The sequence below is a fragment of the Psychrobacter sp. TB20-MNA-CIBAN-0197 genome (assembly GCF_040309765.1).
In the GTDB taxonomy this organism is placed as follows: Bacteria; Pseudomonadota; Gammaproteobacteria; order Pseudomonadales; family Moraxellaceae; genus Psychrobacter; species Psychrobacter submarinus.
The window spans coordinates 1-23359 of the sequence record NZ_JBEOPC010000017.1 but is presented as its reverse complement, the minus strand read 5'-3'; the positions used below and the strand labels follow the sequence as shown (position 1 = coordinate 23359).

At 46.1% G+C, this 23359-nt stretch carries 18 protein-coding genes and 3 tRNA genes; 14 read left to right on the top strand and 7 right to left on the bottom strand.

Going from position 1 to position 23359, the window contains the following annotated elements; translation table 11 throughout:
- Positions 1 to 309 precede the first annotated feature (309 nt).
- The 3 genes from AAEY83_RS06965 to AAEY83_RS06955 all read left to right on the top strand — a co-directional run bounded on the left by AAEY83_RS06965 (position 310) and on the right by AAEY83_RS06955 (position 2718).
- Entirely contained in the window at positions 310 to 948 is a 639-nt protein-coding gene (locus tag AAEY83_RS06965; protein WP_025645065.1) for a carbonic anhydrase, read from the top strand.
- A 154-nt stretch (positions 949 to 1102) separates the two neighbouring features.
- On the top strand, positions 1103 to 1666 hold the full coding sequence (gloA, locus tag AAEY83_RS06960) for a lactoylglutathione lyase (protein WP_025645067.1): 564 nt from the start codon (positions 1103 to 1105) through the stop codon (positions 1664 to 1666).
- 77 nt (positions 1667 to 1743) lie between these two features.
- Positions 1744 to 2718 (top strand): mechanosensitive ion channel family protein, encoded by a 975-nt coding sequence (locus AAEY83_RS06955; protein WP_025645069.1) that lies wholly within the window; start codon positions 1744 to 1746, stop codon positions 2716 to 2718.
- A 129-nt stretch (positions 2719 to 2847) separates the two neighbouring features.
- Here the strand turns inward: AAEY83_RS06955 and AAEY83_RS06950 are convergent, their stop codons facing one another.
- The 3 genes from AAEY83_RS06950 to ribA all read right to left on the bottom strand — a co-directional run bounded on the left by AAEY83_RS06950 (position 2848) and on the right by ribA (position 5426).
- Entirely contained in the window at positions 2848 to 3318 is a 471-nt protein-coding gene (locus AAEY83_RS06950; RefSeq protein WP_025645071.1) for a c-type cytochrome, read from the bottom strand.
- Positions 3319 to 3726: 408 nt separating this feature from the next.
- Positions 3727 to 4716, bottom strand: coding sequence for an oxygen-dependent coproporphyrinogen oxidase (gene hemF / locus AAEY83_RS06945; protein ID WP_025645073.1), 990 nt, complete (start codon positions 4714 to 4716; stop codon positions 3727 to 3729).
- 62 nt (positions 4717 to 4778) lie between these two features.
- Positions 4779 to 5426 (bottom strand): GTP cyclohydrolase II, encoded by a 648-nt coding sequence (gene ribA, locus AAEY83_RS06940; protein WP_025645075.1) that lies wholly within the window; start codon positions 5424 to 5426, stop codon positions 4779 to 4781.
- A 675-nt stretch (positions 5427 to 6101) separates the two neighbouring features.
- Between ribA and dxs the strand changes: the two genes are divergently transcribed.
- Positions 6102 to 8219, top strand: a complete 2118-nt coding sequence (dxs, locus tag AAEY83_RS06935) for a 1-deoxy-D-xylulose-5-phosphate synthase (protein WP_025645077.1) — start codon at positions 6102 to 6104, stop codon at positions 8217 to 8219.
- Between the two features lie 82 nt (positions 8220 to 8301).
- On the top strand, positions 8302 to 9132 hold the full coding sequence (locus tag AAEY83_RS06930; RefSeq protein WP_025645079.1) for an inositol monophosphatase family protein: 831 nt from the start codon (positions 8302 to 8304) through the stop codon (positions 9130 to 9132).
- A 164-nt stretch (positions 9133 to 9296) separates the two neighbouring features.
- On the opposite strand, the gene AAEY83_RS06925 is transcribed toward AAEY83_RS06930, so the two are convergent.
- A complete protein-coding gene (locus tag AAEY83_RS06925) occupies positions 9297 to 10691 on the bottom strand; it encodes a WS/DGAT/MGAT family O-acyltransferase (protein WP_025645081.1) in 1395 nt (464 codons plus the stop codon).
- 408 nt (positions 10692 to 11099) lie between these two features.
- Positions 11100 to 11933: a thiazole synthase gene (locus AAEY83_RS06920; protein ID WP_025645083.1), complete on the bottom strand. Its 834-nt coding sequence runs from the start codon at positions 11931 to 11933 to the stop codon at positions 11100 to 11102.
- A 353-nt stretch (positions 11934 to 12286) separates the two neighbouring features.
- Between AAEY83_RS06920 and gspE the strand changes: the two genes are divergently transcribed.
- Positions 12287 to 13801, top strand: a complete 1515-nt coding sequence (gene gspE / locus AAEY83_RS06915; protein WP_037058926.1) for a type II secretion system ATPase GspE — start codon at positions 12287 to 12289, stop codon at positions 13799 to 13801.
- A 29-nt stretch (positions 13802 to 13830) separates the two neighbouring features.
- On the opposite strand, the gene AAEY83_RS06910 is transcribed toward gspE, so the two are convergent.
- Together AAEY83_RS06910 and AAEY83_RS06905 are read right to left on the bottom strand one after the other, a co-directional pair.
- Entirely contained in the window at positions 13831 to 14316 is a 486-nt protein-coding gene (locus tag AAEY83_RS06910) for a RidA family protein (RefSeq protein ID WP_025645087.1), read from the bottom strand.
- Between the two features lie 131 nt (positions 14317 to 14447).
- Positions 14448 to 15239, bottom strand: coding sequence for a DUF4442 domain-containing protein (locus AAEY83_RS06905; RefSeq protein WP_025645089.1), 792 nt, complete (start codon positions 15237 to 15239; stop codon positions 14448 to 14450).
- A 150-nt stretch (positions 15240 to 15389) separates the two neighbouring features.
- Here AAEY83_RS06905 and AAEY83_RS06900 point away from each other — a divergent pair, with 150 nt between their 5' ends.
- The 8 genes from AAEY83_RS06900 (at position 15390) to gspF (ending at position 23071) form a co-directional block, all read left to right on the top strand.
- Entirely contained in the window at positions 15390 to 16808 is a 1419-nt protein-coding gene (locus tag AAEY83_RS06900; protein WP_025645091.1) for an McrB family protein, read from the top strand.
- 33 nt (positions 16809 to 16841) lie between these two features.
- Positions 16842 to 18398, top strand: a complete 1557-nt coding sequence (locus AAEY83_RS06895) for an McrC family protein (protein ID WP_025645093.1) — start codon at positions 16842 to 16844, stop codon at positions 18396 to 18398.
- 195 nt (positions 18399 to 18593) lie between these two features.
- Positions 18594 to 18670: transfer RNA gene (locus AAEY83_RS06890), tRNA-Pro, on the top strand.
- A gap of 98 nt (positions 18671 to 18768) precedes the next feature.
- A tRNA-Arg gene (locus AAEY83_RS06885) sits at positions 18769 to 18845 on the top strand.
- 39 nt (positions 18846 to 18884) lie between these two features.
- Positions 18885 to 18960, top strand: a tRNA-His gene (locus AAEY83_RS06880).
- Positions 18961 to 19381: 421 nt separating this feature from the next.
- Entirely contained in the window at positions 19382 to 20317 is a 936-nt protein-coding gene (locus tag AAEY83_RS06875; protein ID WP_025645094.1) for an AraC family transcriptional regulator, read from the top strand.
- A gap of 370 nt (positions 20318 to 20687) precedes the next feature.
- Positions 20688 to 21707: a hypothetical protein gene (locus AAEY83_RS06870; protein ID WP_025645096.1), complete on the top strand. Its 1020-nt coding sequence runs from the start codon at positions 20688 to 20690 to the stop codon at positions 21705 to 21707.
- A 161-nt stretch (positions 21708 to 21868) separates the two neighbouring features.
- Positions 21869 to 23071: a type II secretion system inner membrane protein GspF gene (gene gspF / locus AAEY83_RS06865; protein ID WP_025645099.1), complete on the top strand. Its 1203-nt coding sequence runs from the start codon at positions 21869 to 21871 to the stop codon at positions 23069 to 23071.
- The last annotated feature ends 288 nt before the right edge of the window (positions 23072 to 23359 follow it).

Here is a 23359-nt window from a genome sequence, read left to right as displayed (position 1 = left end):
ATCGCATATATAGCGAGAGTCAAGTGCGGGTTATTATAACAAACCCGCTGCGCAAATAAGTGCAAGTTCAGTATCGATTGCAAGAGCTTGCTGGTTAGTCATTGTAATAAAAGAGCAAACCGCTCGTAACCATAAAAAGCAAATTTTCATTATTAATCGCTTTTTTATTGCTATACAATTATTACGATTACTGGTTGAATAAAGTCTTTACCAGTGACTACTTTATGATCTAAGTGAGCGGGTTTTGAAGCCTGTGCTCGTAGCCAATTATCTACCCATATCTACCCAAAAGTTATTTAAGGATATCTTATGACAGCCGAGAACCGCCTAGCAACAGGCGCTGAAGCATTAGAGATGTTGAAGCAAGGTAACGCCCGCTACGTTGACAGTCTCACCAGTACCGATGAATATATGCAGCGTCGTCCAGAGTTGGTCAAAGATCAAAATCCATTAGCCATTATTTTGGGCTGCTCGGATGCACGAGTACCTGTTGAGATTGTCTTTGATCAAGGCTTGGGGGATTTGTTTGTCATACGTGTGGCCGGCAATGTAGTGGCGCCATCACAGATTGGCTCAATTGAGTTTGCCGCCGAAGCTTTCGGTACGCAGTTGGTGGTGGTCCTTGGACACTCAAAATGCGGTGCTGTCACAGCTTGCGTCGAGACACTGATCAATCCTGAGCAGAACTATTCACCTAATTTGCAATCGATCGTTGATCGCATTCGCCCAAGTGTCTATAACTTGCATGAGCTGGCGACCGCCAATGGTCAAGACGTCGATGCCGATGAGCTGGTTGATCGCTCTATCCGTGCCAACGTGCGCATGTCAGTGAGTCAGCTCAGACATGGATCGCGTGCACTAGAGGACTTGACTAACAGTGGTCAGCTACTTGTTGTCGGTGCTGAGTATGACCTAGAGACAGGTAAGGTGAGGTTCTTAGACAGCTAATATATATCTAAACATGAACATACTTTGTTCATATTCTTACAAAACCCTATCAATTATTTTGCCATTTTTTATTATGATGAAAGAGCCAAGCGAATTGCGATCATCGTGATTCGCTTATTTATAACTGCATTTTCTAAATTATATTGGGATAATTATGTCTACTCCATCTAGTAATAATAACGCAACCATCGCACAGCCTGCGAGCAGTATCAGTACAGATGGCGTCCAGTCAATCTCTACGCAAACGACAGGATTTACTTTCAATCACACTATGCTACGCGTCAAAGATCCTGCCAAGTCATTGGCGTTTTATACTGGCGTGTTGGGTATGACACTGCTTGCGGTCAAAAAATTCCCTGATATGGAATTTGATCTGTATTTCTTGGCAAAGCTAACTGAGAGCGAGCGTGAGAACCTGCCTGCTGGTGATGATTTAGAAATCTTTGCTTTCCGTCAGCGCGGTATCTTAGAGCTGACCCATAATTATGGCACTGAGACAAAAGCTGACTTTAGCTATCATGATGGCAACCAAGACCCTCAAGGCTTTGGACACATTTGTTTTAGTGTACCGAACTTGGATGAAGCCATCGCTTGGTTTGATAAGAACGATGTTGAGTTCAAAAAACGCCCCGAAGATGGCAGCATGAAGAACATTGCCTTTATCAAAGATGTTGATGGCTACTGGATTGAAATCGTACAAGCTGATTTGATGTCATAACTGGCAAAACAGCAGTGAGATGTTTATTTATTTATCCCCTTAAACGCGCGCTAAAACAGCAATAGGAGCAACCCTTTATGCCCACCCCCGACGTGAGTCGCCTATCGAACACGCTAACCGATGGTGTGACCGTCTATCAACAAGTGGTCTATACCACGCAAGACTTGGCAAGTGGCTTTATTGAGCGCATTCCATATTTTGTAGCGGCGCTCATTGTGTTGGGGATTTTTTGGCTATTGTCGATTATTTTCAAAAAAGTCGTGCATAAAACCTTAGGCGCGCGCGTGCGTCATCAAAATTTGGTGAAGGTATTTCAGCGGATAGGCGGGGCACTTATTCTGTTTATTGGCTTTATGATCGCCATGGTTGTCGCTATTCCAGGATTTACACCAGCCAAATTAATCGGCGCGCTGGGTATTGGTTCGGTGGCGATTGGTTTTGCCTTCAAAGACATCTTCCAAAACTTATTATCTGGTATTTTGTTACTTATCTCAGAGCCGTTTCGTATCGGTGATCAAATCGTCTCAGGGGACTACGAAGGCACCGTTGAAGACATTAAGATTCGTGCAACGACGATTAGAACCTATGATGGTAGGCAAGTGGTTATTCCAAACTCGGAGCTATATACCTCGGCATTGACGGTCAATACCGCTTATAAGCAGCGCCGCTTACAAGTGGCGGTGGGCATTGGTTATGAAGACGATATCGAAACAGCAAAGGCTGAGATTCTACAAGCTTTGGATAAAGTTGAAAGCGTATCGAAAAAAGCGACACCAAGCGTGATTGCTACAGGGTTTGGCGGCTCTTCTATGGATCTGACAGTACGTTGGTTTATTGATAACGGCACTCAGGCTAATAAAGTCGCTTCTATTCATCAAGTCATCGTAGAAGTCAAAAAAGCGCTGGATGCAGCCGGTATCAATATTCCATTCCCTATACGTACGATAGATTTGAGCGATCCTTCAGTGAAATCTATTGTTAAGCAGATAAATAAGGAGCAAGATGACAATGTTAATGATGATGATAATGCCAAAAAAGCGGAGACAGAGTAATTTGCTTAGAGCGTTATTTCAAAGAGCTGCGTTAGCGTGAGATTTTTTGGCAATAAAAAACCGCTATATCAGCTGATATAGCGGTTTTATTTTCTGCTCTTAGCAGTAACGGATCGTCAGTCTTTAATCTTAGTCAGTTTTGACTTTAAAGTCGGTATGACATGACTTACAGCTAGCGCCTACTTCTTTAAAGGCAGGTGCAAAGTCATCGACGCTAGTGGCGCTCTGAGCGGCGTTATTCAATTCAGCGGTCACTTGTTGAAATTTCTCTGACTCAGCGACAAAGCTTGCATTATCGCTCCAAACGGCTTCGGTCGCATTACCAATAGCTTCTTGGTTTTCAAAATGTGCCCAAGGGTTTTGTGACGCTTCTGCCAAAAATGAGGTTTGGTCTTTTAAAAGCTCTGCATCAAAGGTATCTGGCGCTTTTACCATATCGCCTATAATACCCATCGCATCACCATAATCTTTCATAATATCTTGACGGGCTTTGACATCAGGGTCTAAAGGTGCGCTACAAGCAGTTAGGCCTAGAGCAGCAGACATCAAAGCGATGCCAAAGATAGATTTTATTGGGGTTTTGCGGTGAAGGGATAGCATATGCAAACTTCCTTATTTAATGGCTATTAAGTTAGGCGCATTATCTCATGCTTTGCCTAAATAGTGGCTGTTGTTAAAGGGTGATTCTCAACTAAAAAAAAGTAGTGCAAACTAAAAGTATGATAAAAGCACCCTTATTTTTTATACTTATTGCCCTAAATATATAGGGTGCAGCGATGAGTTGTGTAGAGTATTTGTGTAATTGATCCGTTATAAAGGCTCTGTAACGATAAAGGTCAGCTATAAAAGCTGACCTATAAAAGCTGACCTAAAAGTGAGTCTTCACGTATAGCGGACTATATTGCTGATTACCATATTCACTGTCAATAGCATCGCGCTATAAACTGTACCATGAGTAGTTTATAAAACACTTGTCGGTAAAAGCAGCGTTCATTGTATCGTCAAAAGCTATAAATTCAACCAATCACGCGGCTTCAAATAATAATCAGTCAGCTCAAACTCAGCCGTGCCGGGGCTTGGCTCAAAACGATAGTGCCAACTGGCAAGCGGCGGCATACTCACTAAGATAGACTCAATACGGCCGTTGCTCTGTAGGCCAAATAGCGTACCACGATCATAGACTAAGTTATACTCGACGTAGCGACCGCGGCGATAGAGCTGAAATTGGCGCTGCTCATCGGTAAAGGACGTGTCTTGACGCCGCTCAAAAATAGGCAAGATACCATCGAGATAGCCGTTGCCGACGGCTTTCATAAAGTCAAAGCATCTCTCAAAATCCCAGCCGCGACTCTCAAAGTTGACATCGTCATAGAACAGCCCGCCAATACCGCGCTGCTCATCACGATGACGCAGATGGAAGTACTCATCACACCACTGCTTAAAGTCAGGGTAGACAGTATCGCCAAAAGGCGCGCACAGATCGTGACAGACCTGATGCCAGTGTACGCAGTCAGCAAGCACCGGATAAAACGGCGTCAGATCAAAGCCGCCACCGAACCACCAAATCGGATCTTCGCCTTCGGCCTCAGCGACAAACAGACGCACATTTGCGTGGCTAGTAGGTACATTAGGGTTTTTGGGATGAACCACTAAGGAGACGCCCATCGCTTGCGCACGGCGACCAGCAATATTAGGATGGCGCGCGGTCGCTGAGGCTGGCAGATTATGCACATGGATATGGCTGAACATCACGCCTGCTTTTTCGATAACCTCACCATCTGCCAAAATACAAGAGCGGCCGCCGCCACCTTCAGGACGCTCCCAATCATCTGGAACAAAAGTAGCAGTGCCGCCACCCTTACGCTCTTGCGCTTCTAACGCTTGACAGATATTCGCTTGTAGCTCAACTAAAAACGCTCGTACTCGCGCAATATCATCGTGAGTAGGGGTGACAGGCTCAGGGTGAGAATGACTGCTAGTGTTATCTGAATGACTCATAAGAATATCTATAGTATCTAGTGTGTTTAGACGCTCAAGGTCTGTGTGTGCCAACTCAGCGCTTATTTATTAAGATGAATGGCAGTATTGAACTCTTTATCGAATAGATGCCCCATGCGATCGCGTTTGGTTGCCAAATAGTCAGCGTTAGCGTCATTGATACCAACGACTAGCGGAATGCGCTTGGCGACTTTGACACCGTTTTCGCTTAGATAAGCAACTTTATCGGGGTTGTTAGTAATGAGATGAACCTCATCCACACCGACGTGCGCAAGCATCGGCTGACACATATCATAAATGCGCGCATCTGCGGGCAAGCCTAACATTAAATTGGCATCTAAAGTATCATGGCCCTGATCTTGTAGCGCGTAAGCACGTATCTTATTGGTCAAACCGATACCGCGGCCTTCTTGACGTAGATATAAGATAGCGCCGCAGCCATTGTCTTGAATGGCCTGCATTGCGGTATTAAGCTGCGGACCACAATCACATTTCAAAGAGCCAAAAGCATCGCCGGTTAAGCACTCAGAATGAATACGAACCAGAGGTATCGGCTGATCGTCTGTATTATCTTGCTTATTTTTCTTATCTATGGGCAAGCCTATGGTCAGCATCACATGCTCTTGACCATCTTCATTCTCAAAGACATGAATATCAAAATCGCCATGATGAGTAGGTAGGGCTGCGCTAGTAATAAATTGGTATGACATTTAGGTCCTGCAAAGGCCGATCATCGGATAATCAAATTCGTCACATTCAAGAACGGCTTTATTATCAATGAGGGTTTATAATTAAGGTTCGTTTATCTGTTTATGATGCTGTACACAAATGATAAGTAGAGATATGTCAGCACCCATAATTATTTGCTATAAGATAAACACCGACTATAAAAATACATAGGGTCTAATATTATAGAGTCTAATATTTTAATATATAGAGTTCAAAAGTGGTTGCGTCTATAGGACTATATTGTTGCTTTTATCCAAAATACTAGGGTCTGTTTAATATTTGCAAATGAATATAGGGTAGATGCCGATTGAGCAGAAAAACACACAAAGTTCACAGACGATGCACGATGATTGAAGCGACAGATTAAAAAAAATGCTATTATGCCATACTATTTTAACAGATACAGTGACAAGTCTTTGTGCTCAGGCTACTGCATCGTCAACATTGCTTGCGATAAATGCAAAGTAATGGGGTATGCTATCAGCGCGTGGCGAGACGGTAATGAGTCTATTAGGTCAATGTCGATAGCCGCTGAGATAGCGCCTTCATCGCTTAATTATGTTTTATACCGCTCGTAGAGTCACTTGTAACATATATAATATAACAGTATGGTAAGGCGATGCCTTGTCAGCAGATTGGTAGGTATCGTACGGTTTATGCAGCAGTCACCTTATTCCCCACAGTCTCAGTCCGTATCTGCGTCAGCCACTACGTCTGCGGTTCAGCTGCCCAGTCTGCAGCAGACTTATACGGCGATCCCACGTGTGCGCCCGCAGACGCCGCTGCTCGATAGTATCGATACGCCTGCTGATTTAAATGCCTTTAGTAGCGCTCAGCTGATTGCGTTAGCCGATGAGCTGCGCCTTTTTTTGTTGTATTCGGCCGGTCAAAGTGGCGGACACTTTGGTGCCAACCTAGGCGTGGTCGAGCTGACCATTGTCCTGCATTACTTGCTAGATGCGCCGCACGATCAAATCGTTTGGGATGTGGGGCATCAAGCTTATGCTCATAAAGTCCTGACTGGCCGCCGTGAGCAGCTACATAGTATTCGGTCAAAAGATGGGCTAACTGCGTTTCCTGAGCGCGTAGAGTCCGTATATGACACCTTTGGCGTTGGACATTCCTCTACATCGATTTCGGCCGGTTTAGGTATGAGCTTGGCGCTGCGTTACCAAGGCCTTGAGCAGACCGTCGCTTGTGTGATTGGTGATGGGGCGATGACGGGCGGTATGGCGTTTGAAGCCATGAACGACGCGGTGCAGCAAGATGCCGATTTGTTGGTGATTTTAAATGACAATGACATGTCGATATCTTGTTCGATTGGCGGGTTTTCGCGGCATTTGGCCATGCTATGGGAGTCGGGGTATCAAGTAGATATCTCTGATACCGGCCAGCCTATCGTCTGCCAGCGCCCTGACATGCAGGGGTTTGATCGCCGTAAACGCCACAAAGAGCATCGTGACGTGCCGGTGATAGAAGACAATTTATTTAAAGCGATAGGCTTTACTTATTTTGGCCCTTTTGATGGTCATAATATCCCTGAACTGGTGCGTGTGTTATCACTGGCCAAGCAAGTGTCAGGTCCAGTACTGGTGCATATCTATACCACTAAAGGCAAAGGCTTTGCGCCAGCGGAAGCGGATCCTGTGGGTTATCACGCTATTAGCAAACTGCCTGTTGAAACCAGTGCTAAGACTGATGCTACGCAAAATAATAGCACCAATAGCCAACAAACTCATAACGAAGAAAAAAGTGCTGAACAAGCGCCTATTGTTAATTGTGCCGCTACTTCTGCCTTAAAGTATTCGCAAGTTTTTGGGCAGTTTTTGTGCGATAAAGCCGCTACCGATGAGCGTCTGCTGGCTATCACGCCGGCGATGGAGGAAGGTTCAGGCATGACTGACTTTGCGCGTCAGTTCCCAGAGCGCTTTTTTGATGTGGCTATTGCCGAGCAGCATGCCGTCACTTTGGCTGCGGGTATGGCAACGCAAGACGTCAAACCGATCGTCGCTATCTATTCAACTTTTTTGCAGCGCGGCTATGATCAACTGATACACGACGTGGCACTACAAGATCTCGATGTTACCTTTGCTATCGATAGAGCTGGACTTGTCGGTGAAGATGGCGCGACTCATGCTGGAGTCTTTGATTTTGCGTTTTTACGCTGCGTACCCAACATGATAATCGCCGCGCCAAAAGACGAAAACGAGTGTTATCAGTTATTGAACACTTGTTATGAGTATAAAGGTGCCGCTGCAGTCCGTTATCCACGAGGAAAGGGCATTGGTGCGGTCATCGAGTACCCGCTGCAGCAATACAAAGTCGGGCAGGCGGTGGTAGAGTCTGTACTCGGAGATGATAATGCGCCCACTAAGCTTGCGATTTTGGCTTTTGGTACTATGGTCGCGACAGCGCAAGAGGCCGCAGTCCGTATCATTGATCAAAGCCGTAGCAGCGATGATACGTTGCAAGTACAAGTGGTCAATATGCGCTGGGTCAAACCTTTAGATAGCGAGCTGATTGAGTCAATACTTGCGCAAGGAGTGACTCATATCGCAACTTTAGAAGAACATATGCTTATGGGCGGCGCCGGCAGTGCGGTTAATGAGTATCTCCTTAACGACTCTGCCGCTTTTAGACAGCAGCGGCCTTTACTGCGCAACATTGGGATTACCGATCGGTTTATCGCTCATGGCTCGCAAGCTGAGCAGTGGGCTGATAGTGGTCTAGATGTCATGGGAGTCGTCGAGCAGCTCCAGCAGCTTTTATCATAGAGTTTTTATCTCTAAGTTTTTTTCAGTATTTTTTTCTTTAATTTTTACATATTATTTTATCACTCAAGTAAATAGGTTATTTATGGAACCCATGGTCGTTATCGCAGCGCGTGCTGCCGAAAAAGTCGGTAAAGAGATACTATACGCGCATCAAAACCGTCACAAAGTCGAGCTAGACACTGAGTCAAAAGGGCTCGATGGTTTAGTGACTCGTATCGACCGCTATAGCGAAGAGTTAACGATTGCCACGCTCAAAGCCAGCTATCCTGACCACTCGTTTTTAGGAGAAGAGTTTGGTAGACAAGACGGCCGCGGCGAAGATGCGGACTGGTGCTGGATCATCGATCCGTTAGATGGCACTAAGAACTTTGTCCACGGTGTACCGCAGTTTTGCGTGTCTATCGCTGTGCAGTACAAAGGCGTCACTGAGCATGGCGTCGTTTACGACCCAGTACGTGATGAGATGTTTTCAGCCAGCCGCGGCAAAGGCGCGCGTTTGAACAACCGCCGCATGCAAGTCACCGATCGCAAAACTTTAGAGGGCGGTCTATTCACTACCGGCCATCCTTTAGAGCGTCATCGTAACGGCGAAGTCGTCTCTTATGCCAAACAGCACTTTGAGAGCTTACAAAAAATCTCTGAGGCGGGCGGGCAAGTACGCCGTCTAGGCTCAGCGGCGCTAGATTTGTGCTACGTAGCTGCCGGTCGTTTTGATGGCTATTTTGAGATGTCTATCAAGCCTTGGGATATCGCTGCAGGCGAGCTGATTGTCACTGAAGCTCGCGGCACAGTAGTCGATCACACTGGCGCTCATAACTCTATGACTTCAGGCTCCATCTTTGCCTGTAACGTTAAACTGTTAAAACCACTCATGCAAACGGTCGTCCCTTGCTGGGGTGACGCGCTACAGTAGTTAACTAACATCAGTTAAACAGCGCTAGGTTTAAATAACTGATGCAAAGCGGTAAAACCAATAGTAAAAACTATTAGCAAAAAGCTGACCTCATAGAGATCAGCTTTTTTATTGATTCAAGATAAAGCATTAGCCTCAATGACTAACGAATTGATGGCGTCAAATTAGTAGCGAACGCCTAAGCGCTTCTCTTCGCAGATATTCTCAAGCAAGCTCAGCTCCTCTTCCATAAGCAGTAAAATATCCTGTACGCGGGGTAGCAGCTTACTGCACGCGGTGATACAAAACTCAATCTTATCTAAGTAAGTCGCCAAAGTAATATTCATCGCTTGGCCATCGACCAAAATGGAGGCTGGATATAGTGCTTTTAGCGGCGCGCCATTCCAGTATAGCGGCTCTTTTGAGCCGGGTACGTTAGAGATAATCAGGTTAAACGCTTGTTTTTTGGGGAATATTCCCGTTAGAACGTTGAGACCCTCCCAAGCGTAAGCGATGGCGCTATAGTTAATAACTTGCGCCTTGTTCATGCGGCGAAAGCGGCGCTTACCACTATTCATACTGTCATGAATCAATTGCATCCGCTTAATGGGGTCTTCAAGATGTGTCCCCAAATTAGCCATCAAAAAGGAGACTTGATTACCAGAGGCGCTCTCATCTTTACGTAGAGACATAGGAACAAACGCAATCAAAGGCTTGTTCGGTAGCGCCTCCATAGTGAGTAGATAGCGACGGATAGCGCCGGCACAAACCGCGAGTACCACATCGTTTTGATTGACACCAAAGGCATCGGCAATAGTATGAAAACGCTGTAAATCATAGGACTGCGCAGCGATACGACGTGAGGCTGAGATACGCTGATTGAGCACACTCATCGGCGCATCAAAGGTACCGACATAATCGGGCTTGCCGTTGTGTTTAAAGTTATCGATAAGTTCTGTAAATACCGGCTTGATAGTCGATAGCTGCTCTTTAATGATACGCGAAGCGGAGCGGGCAGTGGGAAGTAGGTTTTCAGCTTTTTTGCCATGACGGGTGATGAGTGACCAGATAGGTAGCGTCACCGGCTCATTGGGTGATTGTGACAAAGCCTTTTGTACCAAGCGCATAGCGGCAATACCATCGACTAAAGAGTGGTGGATTTTGAAATATAAAGCGAAACGCTCAGGCATCCCTTCAGCTTCTGGCAAAATACCTTCGATGACGTGACACTCCCATAGCGGCATCGCTCGATCTAATAGGCGGCTATGCTCTTTAGAGATGTACATCAACAGCTCACGTACGCGGCCAGGATTAGGCAGCGCTACATGGCGAAAATGATGCTCAACATCGAACTGATCATCTGTCTTCCAAAATAGCAAGTTTTCTAATACTTGATTAAATGGAAAGCTTGGCGGCACTTCAGAGTTTTGCAATTGTTGGACGAGCTGATAAACAAATTCGCTATCTTTTCCTTGTTCTTCTTCTGGCAATTCAAATAAAAATAAGCCGCCCACATGCATGGGCTGCTTACGAGACTCAAGGAGTAAAAAAAGCTGATCAACGGCTGTCATTAGTCGCATGCTAAATCCTTTTATGGCAGTAGGGCAATAGAGAGGTAGTATAACTAATTCAATTAGGGCGTGTTGAACATTCACAAATGCGCACTGCTGATAGCTACTAGTTTATCAAAGCTGTGTTCTAGTCGTCGTTAAAATTGCAGGTAATGCTTATTGCATTGGCTAGCTGATTTTATTTAAACAGTCGCAACGACTAGGGCGATTTTAGCATCAGCCCTTACGACAACAACAGGGACAGGACTATTTTTTGCCGCTTTATTGATAAAAATAGACGCTTAGAACAACTAAACTTACTATTGTTATCTGCAAATCGCCTAAAAAATAGTCTCTGTCAGTGCCATGGTCGAATGTTCAACACGCCCTAATATTCACTAAAAATAATATAAAGCAAAGCTTAGCTGATTCTAATGACTACTGAAAGAAATAACCAGTTTGCGGCGAGCTAGCAGTCGCCACTTTGCGCATTGGCATACGCCCCGCTAAGAAGGCGGCGCGGCCAGCACGAACCGCTTGCTTCATAGCCTCAGCCATCAAGACTGGGTTTTGTGCATGAGCAATCGCTGAGTTCATCAGCACCCCATCACAGCCAAGCTCCATCGCTATAGCGGCATCGGAGGCAGTACCTACGCCTGCATCAACTAAGACTGGCACGTTGGCATTTTCAATAATTAAGCTCAGAGTGTGGCGATTGAGCAGGCCAAGACCTGAGCCGATAAGGCTTCCTAAAGGCATAATAGCAACGCAGCCCATACTCTCTAATTCCTGAGCGACGATAGGATCATCTGAGGTGTAGACCATGACCTCAAACCCATCATCGATGAGCACTTTAGCCGCCTTTAGAGTCTCAGTGACATTAGGATAGAGGCTTTTTTCATCACCGAGTACTTCCAGCTTGACAAGGTTGTGACCGCCTAATAGCTCACGGGCCAACTTACAAGTGCGTACCGCGCTATCGGCATCGAAACAACCAGCAGTATTGGGTAGTATGGTATATTTATCTGGCGAGATGACTTCTAGTAGATTAGGCTCATCGCTATTTTGGCCGATATTGGTGCGGCGAATAGCGACAGTGACAATCTCAGCCTCAGAGGCAGTAATTGCTTTACCTGTTTGGGTTAGATCTTTATATTTGCCCGTACCGACCAGCAGCCTCGATGAAAATGTCCGACTACCTACGGTGAAAGTATCTAGCTGGTCTACAGTTGCAGCGCTGTGGTCATTAGCTGTCGTTATCGCTTGTGACATATCATAAGTCCTGATAGCTTATTCATGAGGATGGTGTGAAGGATACAGATGCTGAAACAACGATTAAAAAAGAGCTATTTCAGTATTGAATTGAGCCAAATAAGCTAAACATTATCAACATAACATAGTGAATCAGTAGTACAGTCTAGCTATTATCTAAGCGCTCAAAAGTAGCAAAAGTGTTATTATAACAACAAAATCATAGAAGCTTACTAAAAAACTTTCGACGCTATCTTTAGCGCTATAAAATAACGGTTGACGTGCATGACGCGTAAGCTTTTTTTGATGTATCAGCTATGCTTAAGCTAATTTATTATCCCGTTTTTGGACTCTCTCGTTATTAGGTCAACATTATGATGCCATTGCCGTACAGCTTTGCTAAGCGCCATCAGTTATTAGCGATACCTGCCATTGATTCTGATATGCCGCCGACGCTGTTGCTGACTAAAGCGACGCCGTTATCGGCTATCAATGAAGCAGTGCGGTTTTTGCAGCAGCAAGGGCTACGCGCGGCGCCTGAGTACAGCAGCGTTAGTGCTGATGAGTTCGAAAAACGCATGAACGCCGCTTATGCAGGCAATACTGGTGAGTCGCAGCACATTGCCGCCGGCCTTGAGGATCACCCCGATCTCGATAGTTTGGCAGATAGTGTGCCTGAGACTGAAGACTTGATGGATAGCCAAGATGATGCGCCTATTATTCGGCTCATCAATGCGCTGTTATCTGAAGCAATCCGCTTGAATGCTTCAGATATCCATATCGAGACTTTTGAGAAGCGCTTAGTGGTGCGTTTTCGCGTTGATGGCGAGCTCAAAGAGATTATCACCCCCAAGCGGCAACTGGCGCCCTTATTAGTCTCGCGTATTAAAGTAATGGCCAAGCTTGATATCGCTGAAAAGCGCGTACCGCAGGATGGGCGTATTAGTTTGAGACTAGCAGGCCGCGAGGTGGATGTCAGGGTATCGACGCTGCCCTCAAGCTTTGGCGAGCGGGTGGTGATGCGTCTGCTCGATAAGCAAGCGGGGCGTCTTAACATGACTTACTTAGGGCTCGCTGATAACGACTACCATCAGCTTGCACATCTGATTCATCGGCCGCACGGTATTATCTTAGTGACTGGCCCGACAGGTTCGGGTAAAACCACCACCCTTTATGCCGCGTTGACTGATCTTAACGATCAGACGCGCAATATCTTGACCGCTGAGGATCCGATTGAGTTTCAGCTCGATGGTATCGGGCAGACGCAGGTCAATAATAAGGTCGATATGACCTTTGCCAAAAGCCTGCGCGCGATGCTACGTCAAGATCCAGATGTGGTAATGGTAGGGGAGATTCGAGATCTTGAGACTGCTGAGATTGCGGTGCAAGCTTCTTTGACGGGTCACTTAGTGCTATCGACTTTGCATACTAACACGGCCATTGGTGCGGTTACGCGTCTGCAAGATATGGGCGTGGAGCCGTTTTTATTATCATCCTCACTGATCGGCGTGGTGGCGCAGCGCTTGGTGCGTACGCTATGTAGTCACTGTCATCGTTGGCAAGTTGCTGATACCGAGGAGGCCAAGCTATTTAGCGAGATCGCTATCGACAATCAAAGCCAGATTAAGCTGCCAAAACCTGTCGGCTGTGATAAGTGCAATCAATCCGGCTTTAAAGGACGTACCGCTATTTATGAGGTTGTGCCTATCGACGAGACCTTGCGGCGGATGATTCATAGTAATAGCGCCGAGTTTGAGCTTGAAAGCTACGCGCGCGCGCAGACGCCATCGATTCGCGCTGATGGCTTGCATAAAGTCATCGCGGGACGCACCACTTTGGAGGAGGTACTGCGGGTGACCAAAGAAAGCGCCCTGCTAGAGGACGCTTAAACTTAAATCAAGCATGAGACTGCGTTATATTATTTAGCAGCCATACATTCGATCTCAACACTTGCTCCAGCCGCTAAGTCTGCTACGCCAAAAGCAGAGCGTACTGGATAAGGCTTAGCCAGCTCGGTTTTGTAGACGTCATTAAAGTCATTAAAGTCGCCCATGTCCGTGAGCATGACCATACATTTGACCAAGTCCGACTTTTGATAGCCGTACTGCAGTAGCGTGCCATTGATATTATCTAGCGCTTGCTTGGCTTCTGCTTTGACACCGCCTTCGACCAACTTACCGTCTTTAAAGCCAATCTGTCCTGACATATATAAAGTGTCGCCGACGCGAACGGCACTTGAGAACGGATACTCACCGCCGCCGCCCAAAAATATCGGTTTGGATTGGGTTAAGGTCGGGTTAGTTGTAGTAGCCGCCTGCGCACTAAAAGCTAAGCCTAGAGCTAGTGCTGCGGTAGGTAAGGTTTTGCCAAGTTTTGCGGCAAGTGATTTATGATAAGTCATCATTATTTTATCCTTATTATTGCAGGTTTAGTTTTAGATATTCTTAGTTTTAGGCAATGCTAACTAACGTTATCAATGATTATTGTGATTGCTCATTAATGTATTGACCAACAACTCTAATGCTAGCTTTTGAGCTAAGTATCCGTCTGTTCTTTATCTATAGAGTTTTGCTCAGCGTTATCAGTATTGTCGGAGTTATTAGTGTTATCAGTGTTATTGGCGTTATTGGTTTCTGACTCTTGCGCGGATGATTCGCGGCCTTGACGACGCGCTTCTAGCTCAGATTTGGGTATCCAAGCCCAAGTCATCTCAACGGTGATAGGGTCGCGGGTGCTTTCAGATTCTCGATCATTGATGACGCAAGGGATGACCATCTCACCTTTTGGCGTATTTAGAATCTTCAGACGCTGCTCGTCAGATAAAGTCGCGACTGCCGCGACTTGGCCTTTTTTGAGCGGGCGATAAAAATTGACCGAGTAGGATTTTATCAGTAGCATCCGATCTGTTGGCAAGTTAAGACCCAAAATAAATCCTGTGGCCGTTTCAGCCAGTAACGTCACGGCGACCGCATGGATAGAGCCGATATGGTTCTGCACGCCTTTGTCGTTTTTTAAGCTGACGATGACTTGGTTGGGCTCAACAGTTTCGTAATAAACGCCAGTCGTTCCAACATAAGGCACCACTTTACCAAAGGCTTTGGATAAAATCGTAGAGCGCGCGCCACTAGGCAGATATTTAGTGACTGATAATAGCTTGGAGAATTGATTATTCACAGGCTTTAAGGTACTGGTTGGTGCGTTGGTTTGCTCTTCTTTGTCCGTGACCGTATTGATAGCTTCGGCGACCTTTTCAGGCAACTGACTGGGAACCTTTTCGGTGACTTTTTTGGTTAATTTACGGGGTAAGTTATTGAATAATCCTGACATATAATATTCCTAGGGTGACACCATTTAAAAGTCATATTGCAATGAGCGATAAGCGGCATATGATAGCATTGAGCGACTTATCGTTTTGTCTATTAGCATAAACTACCACGCCCTCAAAATACAGTAATATACAGTGACGTTATGAGATCTATGAGCCCCACCGAAACTTTATCTGCTAATCAAAACCCCGTCAACGTCATCTATAGCGGCGTTGCTGGTACGGGCAAAACGTATCGACTGCTACAAATCGCCAAGCAGTACAGCGACTGTTTGCCTACCATTGACCACCAGATGTGGCTAACGCAGCTGGTCAGTGAATTGAGCTGGCGCGAAGTGGTCTGCCTAATTTTATTAGACAAAAAAACGCGGCAAAAAGACTTAGTGAAAGTACCAGAAATCGTGGCGCATGAGTTTTTTGTTACCAAAGCGGCGCAAAATGAGCGCCTAAAAAACCTTAATAACACCGTCTGGTCGGTACTGCAGACGCATAGTCCAGTCGATTCACAAACGGTCAGCTGTGATAAGCGCGCCAGCCAAGCTTATTTTGATAAAGATGAGAGCGGTGCTTGGTATCTATTAGCCGATAGTCTGACACTGCTAGAGGGCTTACAGCAGCAGCTAACGGAGTATCGTCAAGCTAAGCAAACTAGCAGCGCTCAACCCATACGTAACGAGCGTTTTAGTATGGTGAGCTTTCATCAGGCTTATGGTTATGAGGAGTTTGTTGAAGGCATTCGTCCGGTGCTCGGCGCTCATCGCTCAGGACAAGTCAGCTACGAGGTGCAAGACGGCGCGTTCTTACAGCTGTGTCAGCGCGCAGCTCATGATCCTGAGCAGCGTTACGCTATGCTGATTGATGAGATCAATCGCGCCAATGTCGCTCGCGTGTTCGGTGAGCTGTTAAGTTTGATTGAGCCGGACAAACGTGTGGGCACGCCTAATGCCATGTCTGTGACGCTTGCGTATTCTGGGCGCTCCTTTAGCGTTCCGGCCAATGTCGATATCTATGCCACGATGAATACCCAAGACCATTCGTTAGCTCCGCTCGACATGGCACTACGCCGACGTTTTCGCTTTATTGATTGTCCGCCGCAGCCTGAACTGCTCGCGACGATTTGCGTTGATGAGGAGGCGGTGGATTTAGGGCAGTTATTGGCTGGAATCAACAGCCGAATCACACAGACGCTTGGGCAAGAAGCCCAGTTAGGTCATGCGTTTTTATTCACTGTTAATACGCTAGCGCAGCTGCAAGCGGCGCTAGTAGAGCAGATCATTCCGCAATTAGTGCAAGCTACTGGCGGACAGCTAAAGATGCTACAGTTTTTATTTTGTGATGAGGGGCAGCCTGTGGCCGCGCAGTTTATTCAAGATGCGCAGATGAGTAGTCAGCACGCAGTCGCTCAGGATGCAAAGGCTGACAACGATGTCGCCGCTCATTCTCATGTCTTAGCGTCTAACGGTATTTTTGCCTCATCCAATATGGGCCATAGCGGTTATGTTATCAATGCTGATTTGCTAGCTGGTACGGGTAAGTTTGTTCAAGCGGCAGCATATCAGCGCTTATATTGAAGCTACATGGCAATCCTATTTAAAGAATAAACGATGGCATCCAAAACAAACACAGATGGCGCAGCACAAGTCGTGATGAGCGTGCACGAGCATCAACGCTTAACCGTACATGATTTTACTCATGCCAGTGACTTTAACTGGCTGATGGCGCAAGAGCTGCCAGTATTTAGTATTAAGCGTCAGCGTGGTCAATGGCAGCTTAAAGTCGGCCATTATATAGGCGTTATCCTGCTGCCCAGTCATATCACTTTAGAGATACTACCAAAAACGCTCGCTCATACCGTTAGCGAGAAGTCCAAAACCTCACCCTTGGAGAGTGATTCGCATTTTGAGCACGCGCATTTTGACAATATAGTACAAACTCGCCAGTGGGTTGAGCAGATGCTAAGTACTTTAATTAATGCCAACGATGATCAGCTACCAGCGCTCAAAAACTTCGGTCAAGCTAGCGCCAATTTGACGCCACTACCCATAGCAGGTGTTCCTATATCGCAGTGGCTACTAGAGCAGTTTTTGCAGCTACTCAGCCGTCATCAGCCAAGTCAGCACTATCAAACGACGGTTGAGAACCAAGCGTCTTTGCAAGGCAAACTGCGTATCAAAGAGCAGCTACGAGACAATAGCCATCAGCCGCATAAGTTTGTCAACGAGGTCAGTACGCTCAGCACGCAAATGCTTAGTAATCGGCTGATCAAAAGCGCCTTGCAGCTTGTTGAGCCCCTCTTGACAGCTCCGCTACTGCCCAAGTACTGGCTAGCGTGGCGCAGTATCATGGCTCTTAGTCCGCACGAGTATCAGCAGCTCGACTCACTATATATCAGTGCCATGCAGCAGCTCAGCCAGCAACCCGTTGGTAGGCAGCAACGCCAAGCATCTCAGCAGCTGCTAGCTTTTGCTTATTGGCTACTTAAGACTCAAGCGGCAACGATGCCTACGGGTAATATTATCAGCAGTCATCAAAAAAGTGGTCACCAGTCAGACCTTAGTCATTCAGCACCAATACGCCTGTGTCTATTACTCAACATGAACCTAGCCTTCGAGCAGTGGGCGAGCCTAAGGATTGCTAATCATTTCGCTCAACGCCAAGATCATTATCTGCCTCTTTATCAAGCTCAGCACGTCTGGCTCAAAGATCATTTAGGACAAGCGCAGCTGTCTATGCGTCCTGATTTATTGATTTATCGGCAGGCACCAGAGCAAGGTAGCAGTAGCAATGAGAGGGGCGCTACTCGTTATTGTAGTCATGTCATAGATATCAAATGGAAGCTGTTAGCTAAAGCGGGTGACATCAGCGCAAGTGATGCTTATCAGCTCAGTAGCTACGCGCAGGCCTATCAAGCCGAGCAAGTTTGGCTGGTCTATCCTGTGACTGATGGCCGATCGCGGCCGATCGCGCTACATCGTCAGCGGGACGCACGTTTTGGCCCTACTACTAACGCAGATAACAGTATGGCAAACCGCGCTCAAAACAGCACTTGTAGCACTAAGCCTACAGAGGGAACGCTTTGGCTCATGCCATTTAACGTCTTGACGGGTCAAATACTAGAGCCTGTATACAGCGGTGAAGATAGTAAAGAGCGGGCTGGATAAAACGCTTAAGAGATCCTGATTTTGTCTCTAAAGTGGTGCCAAATAAAATTATTTAAAAATAGGTGTTGACAGTATCGTGTTTACCCCTTAATATGTGCACCTCGATAGCGAGGAACGCGACGTAATTAAAAGCGCAGTTTATCTGATAGCTAATAATTATTTAATCGTTTACGCTAGCGAGACAATAGAGAATTTCGGAGTGTGGCGCAGTTTGGTAGCGCATCTGGTTTGGGACCAGAGGGTCGTAGGTTCGAATCCTATCACTCCGACCATCTATTTTAAGAGCCTTACAGGCTTTTTTTTATGTATAATGGTTTAGTTGTTAATATTTAAATAATAGCTTAGCCAAATAGATAAAGAGCCCTTAAGAGCGCCTGTAGCTCAGCTGGATAGAGCATCTCCCTTCTAAGGAGGTGGTCGCAGGTTCGAATCCTGCCAGGCGCGCCATTTAGCCTGCAAACCTTGCCTTCCTTGGCAGTAGTTATGGCGGTTGTAGCTCAGTTGGTAGAGCCCCGGGTTGTGATCTCGGTTGTCGTGGGTTCGAGTCCCATCAGTCGCCCCATATTTTTTCTATATATCTCCTTCTTACTACTTTTAGTAAACCTTATCGCGCACTACTGTGCCGCTGACAAAGCCTAATCCTGTCTTTTCTTTAGCTCAAACTTCCAAATGTTTAAACCCTAAATCGTATAAAATCTATTAATGCTCGCCTTGTTGGGCATTTTTTTGCGTCTGGGTTTTGTATTTTTGCGCTTTTTAGCTGCTCGCTAAACACTTGCGATTATAATTAGACTTTTATCACGATTTTTATATACTTCGTAGAAGCCAAAAATAATGGTATTGTTTAAGTGTAAGATGTGTTTAGCGTATGTATATTCTTATTTAGAGTCCAAGTTGAACGATTTGACTTGTTTGCTAATAGATAGGTGGTTTATTTTGCTATCGCTGACTAATTAGTCATTGGATTGTTGAAGGAAAAATCGATGGATACCCTAAGCGTGTTATTACAAAACGTGAATTTGTTTGAAACCAAATATCATCGCATAAATGGCGCTGGTAACTGGTCTTATGCAATCGATAAAAAAGATACCATCTTGTTTTATTTGGTCCTATCTGGCGGATTTTGTCTGGATGTTGGTAGCGAAGTGCGCCAAGCTCACGCTGGTGATATTATTATGATATCTAATGCGGCTCAGCATATTAGCTATGCTCTAAACTATCATGGTAATGAAGCAAAATCTTTGGATGCTAGATTGGTTAATGAGGCAGATAGTATTATCGAGCTTAATTCAGCTGATGATAACAATGTGTCTTTGATTTTAATCGAGTGCCAATATGATAAAGAGATGACTCGGCCTTTATTATCGGTGTTGCCCTCGATTTTACCTGAGCTTAGTGATGCCTCAGATGCTAGGTTTGGGGTGTTAGATATCGAGGTCAAACTACTCACTTTAGAGTCTGAAAAAGAGCGCATGGGTAAGATGGCCGTTATTAATCACTGGGCCGGTATTATGATGATTGAGTGTCTGCGCACTTATATAGAGAGCTTGCCTGAGACCACTGATAATTGGCTAAGAGCGCTAAAAGACCCCTATTTAGCTAAAGCGATAGCCGCTATGCATTATAAGCCCAATGAAAACTGGACGATTCATAAGCTTGCTGAAGTGGCCGGCATGTCGCGCTCGAGTTTCGCGCAGCGCTTCAAAGAGGTAGTCGGTATGCCGCCTTTGACTTACTTAATTGACTATCGTCTACGCTTAGCATCACGCTACTTACGCTTACAGCAAAACAGTATTAGCCGTATCAGTGAGCTGGTCGGTTATGCGTCAGACTCTACGTTTAGCCAAGCTTTCAAACGCGTTTATGGCATGTCACCTAAAGCCTATCGCCAGCAGTATCAAAGAAGGATAGCGGTGTAAGCAAAGCAAGCCTTGATGTTTTAGTGACGCAATGTCATAGTGCTCTGACATTATAAATTTAGTCATTTAAACCTGATAAGCTCTAGGATTAACTTTATAATCTTAGGGTTTTTTTTGGTTCATAGGTCGCCCTAAAGACAACCAATACTTAGGTGCAACCTAGCGCTACTGATATAAATTCCTTTAGCGTAATGTCCTATACTACGAGTAGCGCTGTTGTCTTACGATATATAAACAGCGCGCTATCTGCTGTTAGGGCAGCTGACAATGGCAGTGGGATCAGGTACTATAGACAGTGACTCGTTTTAGAGTATCAATCCCAAAACGATATTGCCGAAACGATATTTATTTTTGTTAGCGAAGATATGTTATGACCCAACCAAATTCTGAGCAACACTTTGTCACGCTTGCACCTGCCGCTCATGATAGTAGTGACCACGCTATAAGTAATGACAAGGCTACAACGAGTGATGAGCAGACAAACAAAGATAGCGTGTATCGCAAGCCATCATCCTCTACGGCAGCGCCTAATAAAGCTGAGCTAGTACAGCGGTTTTTAGTTCCGGTAGCTATAGATCAAAATGTTGCCGCGCCTGATACACAAGGCAGTGTGGCAGAGCAGCGCCTAGCACTTTACCGTGACCAACATGAGCTTACGCGCCTGCTTTATCTAGCGCCGGCGAACGTGCGTCCCACTTATTTAGTACAAACCCTAAAGACGCAGTTCGCTGAATATCAGCAGTTTACGCTCGCCAAGCAGCTCGATAAGCGCGGTTTGCTTGAGGTGGAGTCTATAGAGCGTCTTTGGCAACAGCTACATGTGGTTGATGATATTATCGCTGATATCGTCAGCAACATGCCCGCGCAGCAGCCGGCAGGTTGGCAGCTCACCGCGCAGGACGGACACAATCCACTGCGCCTGCCTACTATCGGCAAGCTCAAACATGGCAAGCCCATCGTTGATCAAGGTAGCCTTAATAGCTATGTCTTAGGTCATTTTGGCGTCAGTAGCTTCACCTATGATCGTGGCTATTATATCGGTCACGTCATTGGTTATTTATTCAGCTGCTATTTTTGCGCGCACCTATCGATAAGCTATGGTGTCGCTCCGCTTGGCGAGCAAGTGGTTGAGGGCTATGACTATGCCAGTCTCGAGACGCCTTATATGGTACGTTTGCTACAAGGTCTAGACGGCTACTGCAAAAAGCGCGTTTATCAATTGGCGGTGATTTGTGCACGTTTAAGCGTTTATGCCAGCGACAAACGCATCGAAAAGATGCTGATTGCTGAGGTCAATGACTTCGATAAAAAGCTACAACAGCAGCACTTAGAGGTATTATTGCTACAAGGAATGATGCCTGAGAGCCAAGATTCGACGCCTTTGTTCTAGCCGTTCCTCTTTTTCATTGCTCTTATTCTTAACCGAGACTCTAGCGCTTTAGTAGGTTTAAAAGCGAAAGCCGCTTTATAAGCTGCATCTTTAAAGCTGTTTGGTTTGCGCTATTATCGTGCTACTTCTCCCTTATTCGCTCATTTAGGATCCTTGCTGTTATGGCCGCTTATCATTACAAAGCTTTTGATGATCAAGGAGCGATGCAAAAAGGCCTGTTAGAGGGTGATTCTGCGCGGCAGATACGCCAGCAGCTGCGTGATAAGCGCTGGACGCCGGTAGAGGTCAGCGCAGTCAATAACAGACAAGATAAACACAAAAACCGCTATAAAAAACCGTCTGCTTATGAGCTTGCGCTACTGACACGTCAGCTGTCGGTGCTATTAGCGGCCGGTATTCCGCTAGAAGAAACACTAGCGGCTGTCGCCAAACAATCTCCTAAAACCCATATCAAGTCCTTAATGCTAGCAGTGCGCTCGCATGTGTTAGAAGGCTTGAGCCTTGCACGTGCTTTGCAGCAAGCGGCCAGCTTTCCGCCACTGTATATCGCCACCATCGCTGCCGGCGAAAAATCCGGTCATCTGGATATCATCCTCAATCAGCTCGCCGACTACACCGAAAACCGCTTTGCGCTACAAAAGAAGATTCAAGGCGCTATGGTCTATCCCATTATATTGATGGTCATGGCAGCGGCGGTCATCATGGGGCTGATGAGCTTTGTGGTACCCAAAATTGTCAAAGTGTTTGAGCAATCCGAGCAAGCGCTGCCTTGGATTACGCAAGTGGTGCTGACGCTATCGAATATCATTACCGACTGGTGGTGGCTGATATTACTTGTCTTAGTGGCGGCTGGGTTTGTCCTGTACCGCTTCGCGCAGACGCAGGCCGGTAAGCTGGCTATCGATAGTTTGGTACTCAAGCTACCGATATTGGCAAGACTATCTAAGGGCCTGAATGCCGCTCGTTTTGCAAGCACCCTTGCAATATTGGTACGCTCTGGCGTGCCTTTGATTGAGGCGCTGCACATCGGCGCGGCGGTGGCGACGAACTTGCATATTCAGCAAACTATTATGACCGCGGCCGACCGAGTCACCGAAGGCGCGAGTCTCTCAAGTCAGCTTGAGCGCTCCTCGTACTTTCCGCCAATGATGGTACAGATGATTAAGAGCGGGGAGAACTCAGGCGAGCTTGAAAATATGCTGAGCCGCGCCGCCAACATGCAAGAAGCGGAAGCCACAAATTTTATCAGCACTTTATTATCGCTACTTGAGCCGCTGATGCTGGTGTTTATGGGCATTATCGTAATGATCATCGTTATGGCAGTGATGCTACCTATCGTCAATATGAATGACTTGGCAGGATAGGCTAGCTTTCTTAAGTTTTGCGCACTGTTGTATATTATTGACTGACACCTATTTGCGCTTATCCCCGCCAGCACATTACGCTATAGTAGCGAGCATCTATCATGCAATATAAAGAAAAAAGCGTTTTAAAGCGCCTAATGAAGCATCCAAAGTGTCGTCTGTCTGCTGACGCTGGTGGAAAAATAGTAGCTCATAGTCTATAGTGATTATTATTAGGGCGTGTTGAACATTCACAAATGCGCACTGCTGATCGCTAAAATAGTTCTAGTCTAAGTGAAAATTGCAGAT

Coding starts and splice junctions, on each gene's coding strand:
- AAEY83_RS06870 (WP_025645096.1), top strand. CDS start 20,688: ATGACCCAACCAAATTCTGAGCAACACTTTGTCACGCTTGCACCTGCC.
- ribA (WP_025645075.1), bottom strand. CDS start 5,426: ATGTCATACCAATTTATTACTAGCGCAGCCCTACCTACTCATCATGGC.
- AAEY83_RS06905 (WP_025645089.1), bottom strand. CDS start 15,239: ATGTCAGGATTATTCAATAACTTACCCCGTAAATTAACCAAAAAAGTC.
- AAEY83_RS06965 (WP_025645065.1), top strand. CDS start 310: ATGACAGCCGAGAACCGCCTAGCAACAGGCGCTGAAGCATTAGAGATG.
- AAEY83_RS06875 (WP_025645094.1), top strand. CDS start 19,382: ATGGATACCCTAAGCGTGTTATTACAAAACGTGAATTTGTTTGAAACC.
- gloA (WP_025645067.1), top strand. CDS start 1,103: ATGTCTACTCCATCTAGTAATAATAACGCAACCATCGCACAGCCTGCG.
- AAEY83_RS06920 (WP_025645083.1), bottom strand. CDS start 11,933: ATGTCACAAGCGATAACGACAGCTAATGACCACAGCGCTGCAACTGTA.
- AAEY83_RS06930 (WP_025645079.1), top strand. CDS start 8,302: ATGGAACCCATGGTCGTTATCGCAGCGCGTGCTGCCGAAAAAGTCGGT.
- AAEY83_RS06925 (WP_025645081.1), bottom strand. CDS start 10,691: ATGCGACTAATGACAGCCGTTGATCAGCTTTTTTTACTCCTTGAGTCT.
- AAEY83_RS06900 (WP_025645091.1), top strand. CDS start 15,390: ATGAGCCCCACCGAAACTTTATCTGCTAATCAAAACCCCGTCAACGTC.
- gspE (WP_037058926.1), top strand. CDS start 12,287: ATGATGCCATTGCCGTACAGCTTTGCTAAGCGCCATCAGTTATTAGCG.
- AAEY83_RS06895 (WP_025645093.1), top strand. CDS start 16,842: ATGGCATCCAAAACAAACACAGATGGCGCAGCACAAGTCGTGATGAGC.
- AAEY83_RS06950 (WP_025645071.1), bottom strand. CDS start 3,318: ATGCTATCCCTTCACCGCAAAACCCCAATAAAATCTATCTTTGGCATC.
- hemF (WP_025645073.1), bottom strand. CDS start 4,716: ATGAGTCATTCAGATAACACTAGCAGTCATTCTCACCCTGAGCCTGTC.
- dxs (WP_025645077.1), top strand. CDS start 6,102: ATGCAGCAGTCACCTTATTCCCCACAGTCTCAGTCCGTATCTGCGTCA.
- AAEY83_RS06955 (WP_025645069.1), top strand. CDS start 1,744: ATGCCCACCCCCGACGTGAGTCGCCTATCGAACACGCTAACCGATGGT.
- AAEY83_RS06910 (WP_025645087.1), bottom strand. CDS start 14,316: ATGATGACTTATCATAAATCACTTGCCGCAAAACTTGGCAAAACCTTA.
- gspF (WP_025645099.1), top strand. CDS start 21,869: ATGGCCGCTTATCATTACAAAGCTTTTGATGATCAAGGAGCGATGCAA.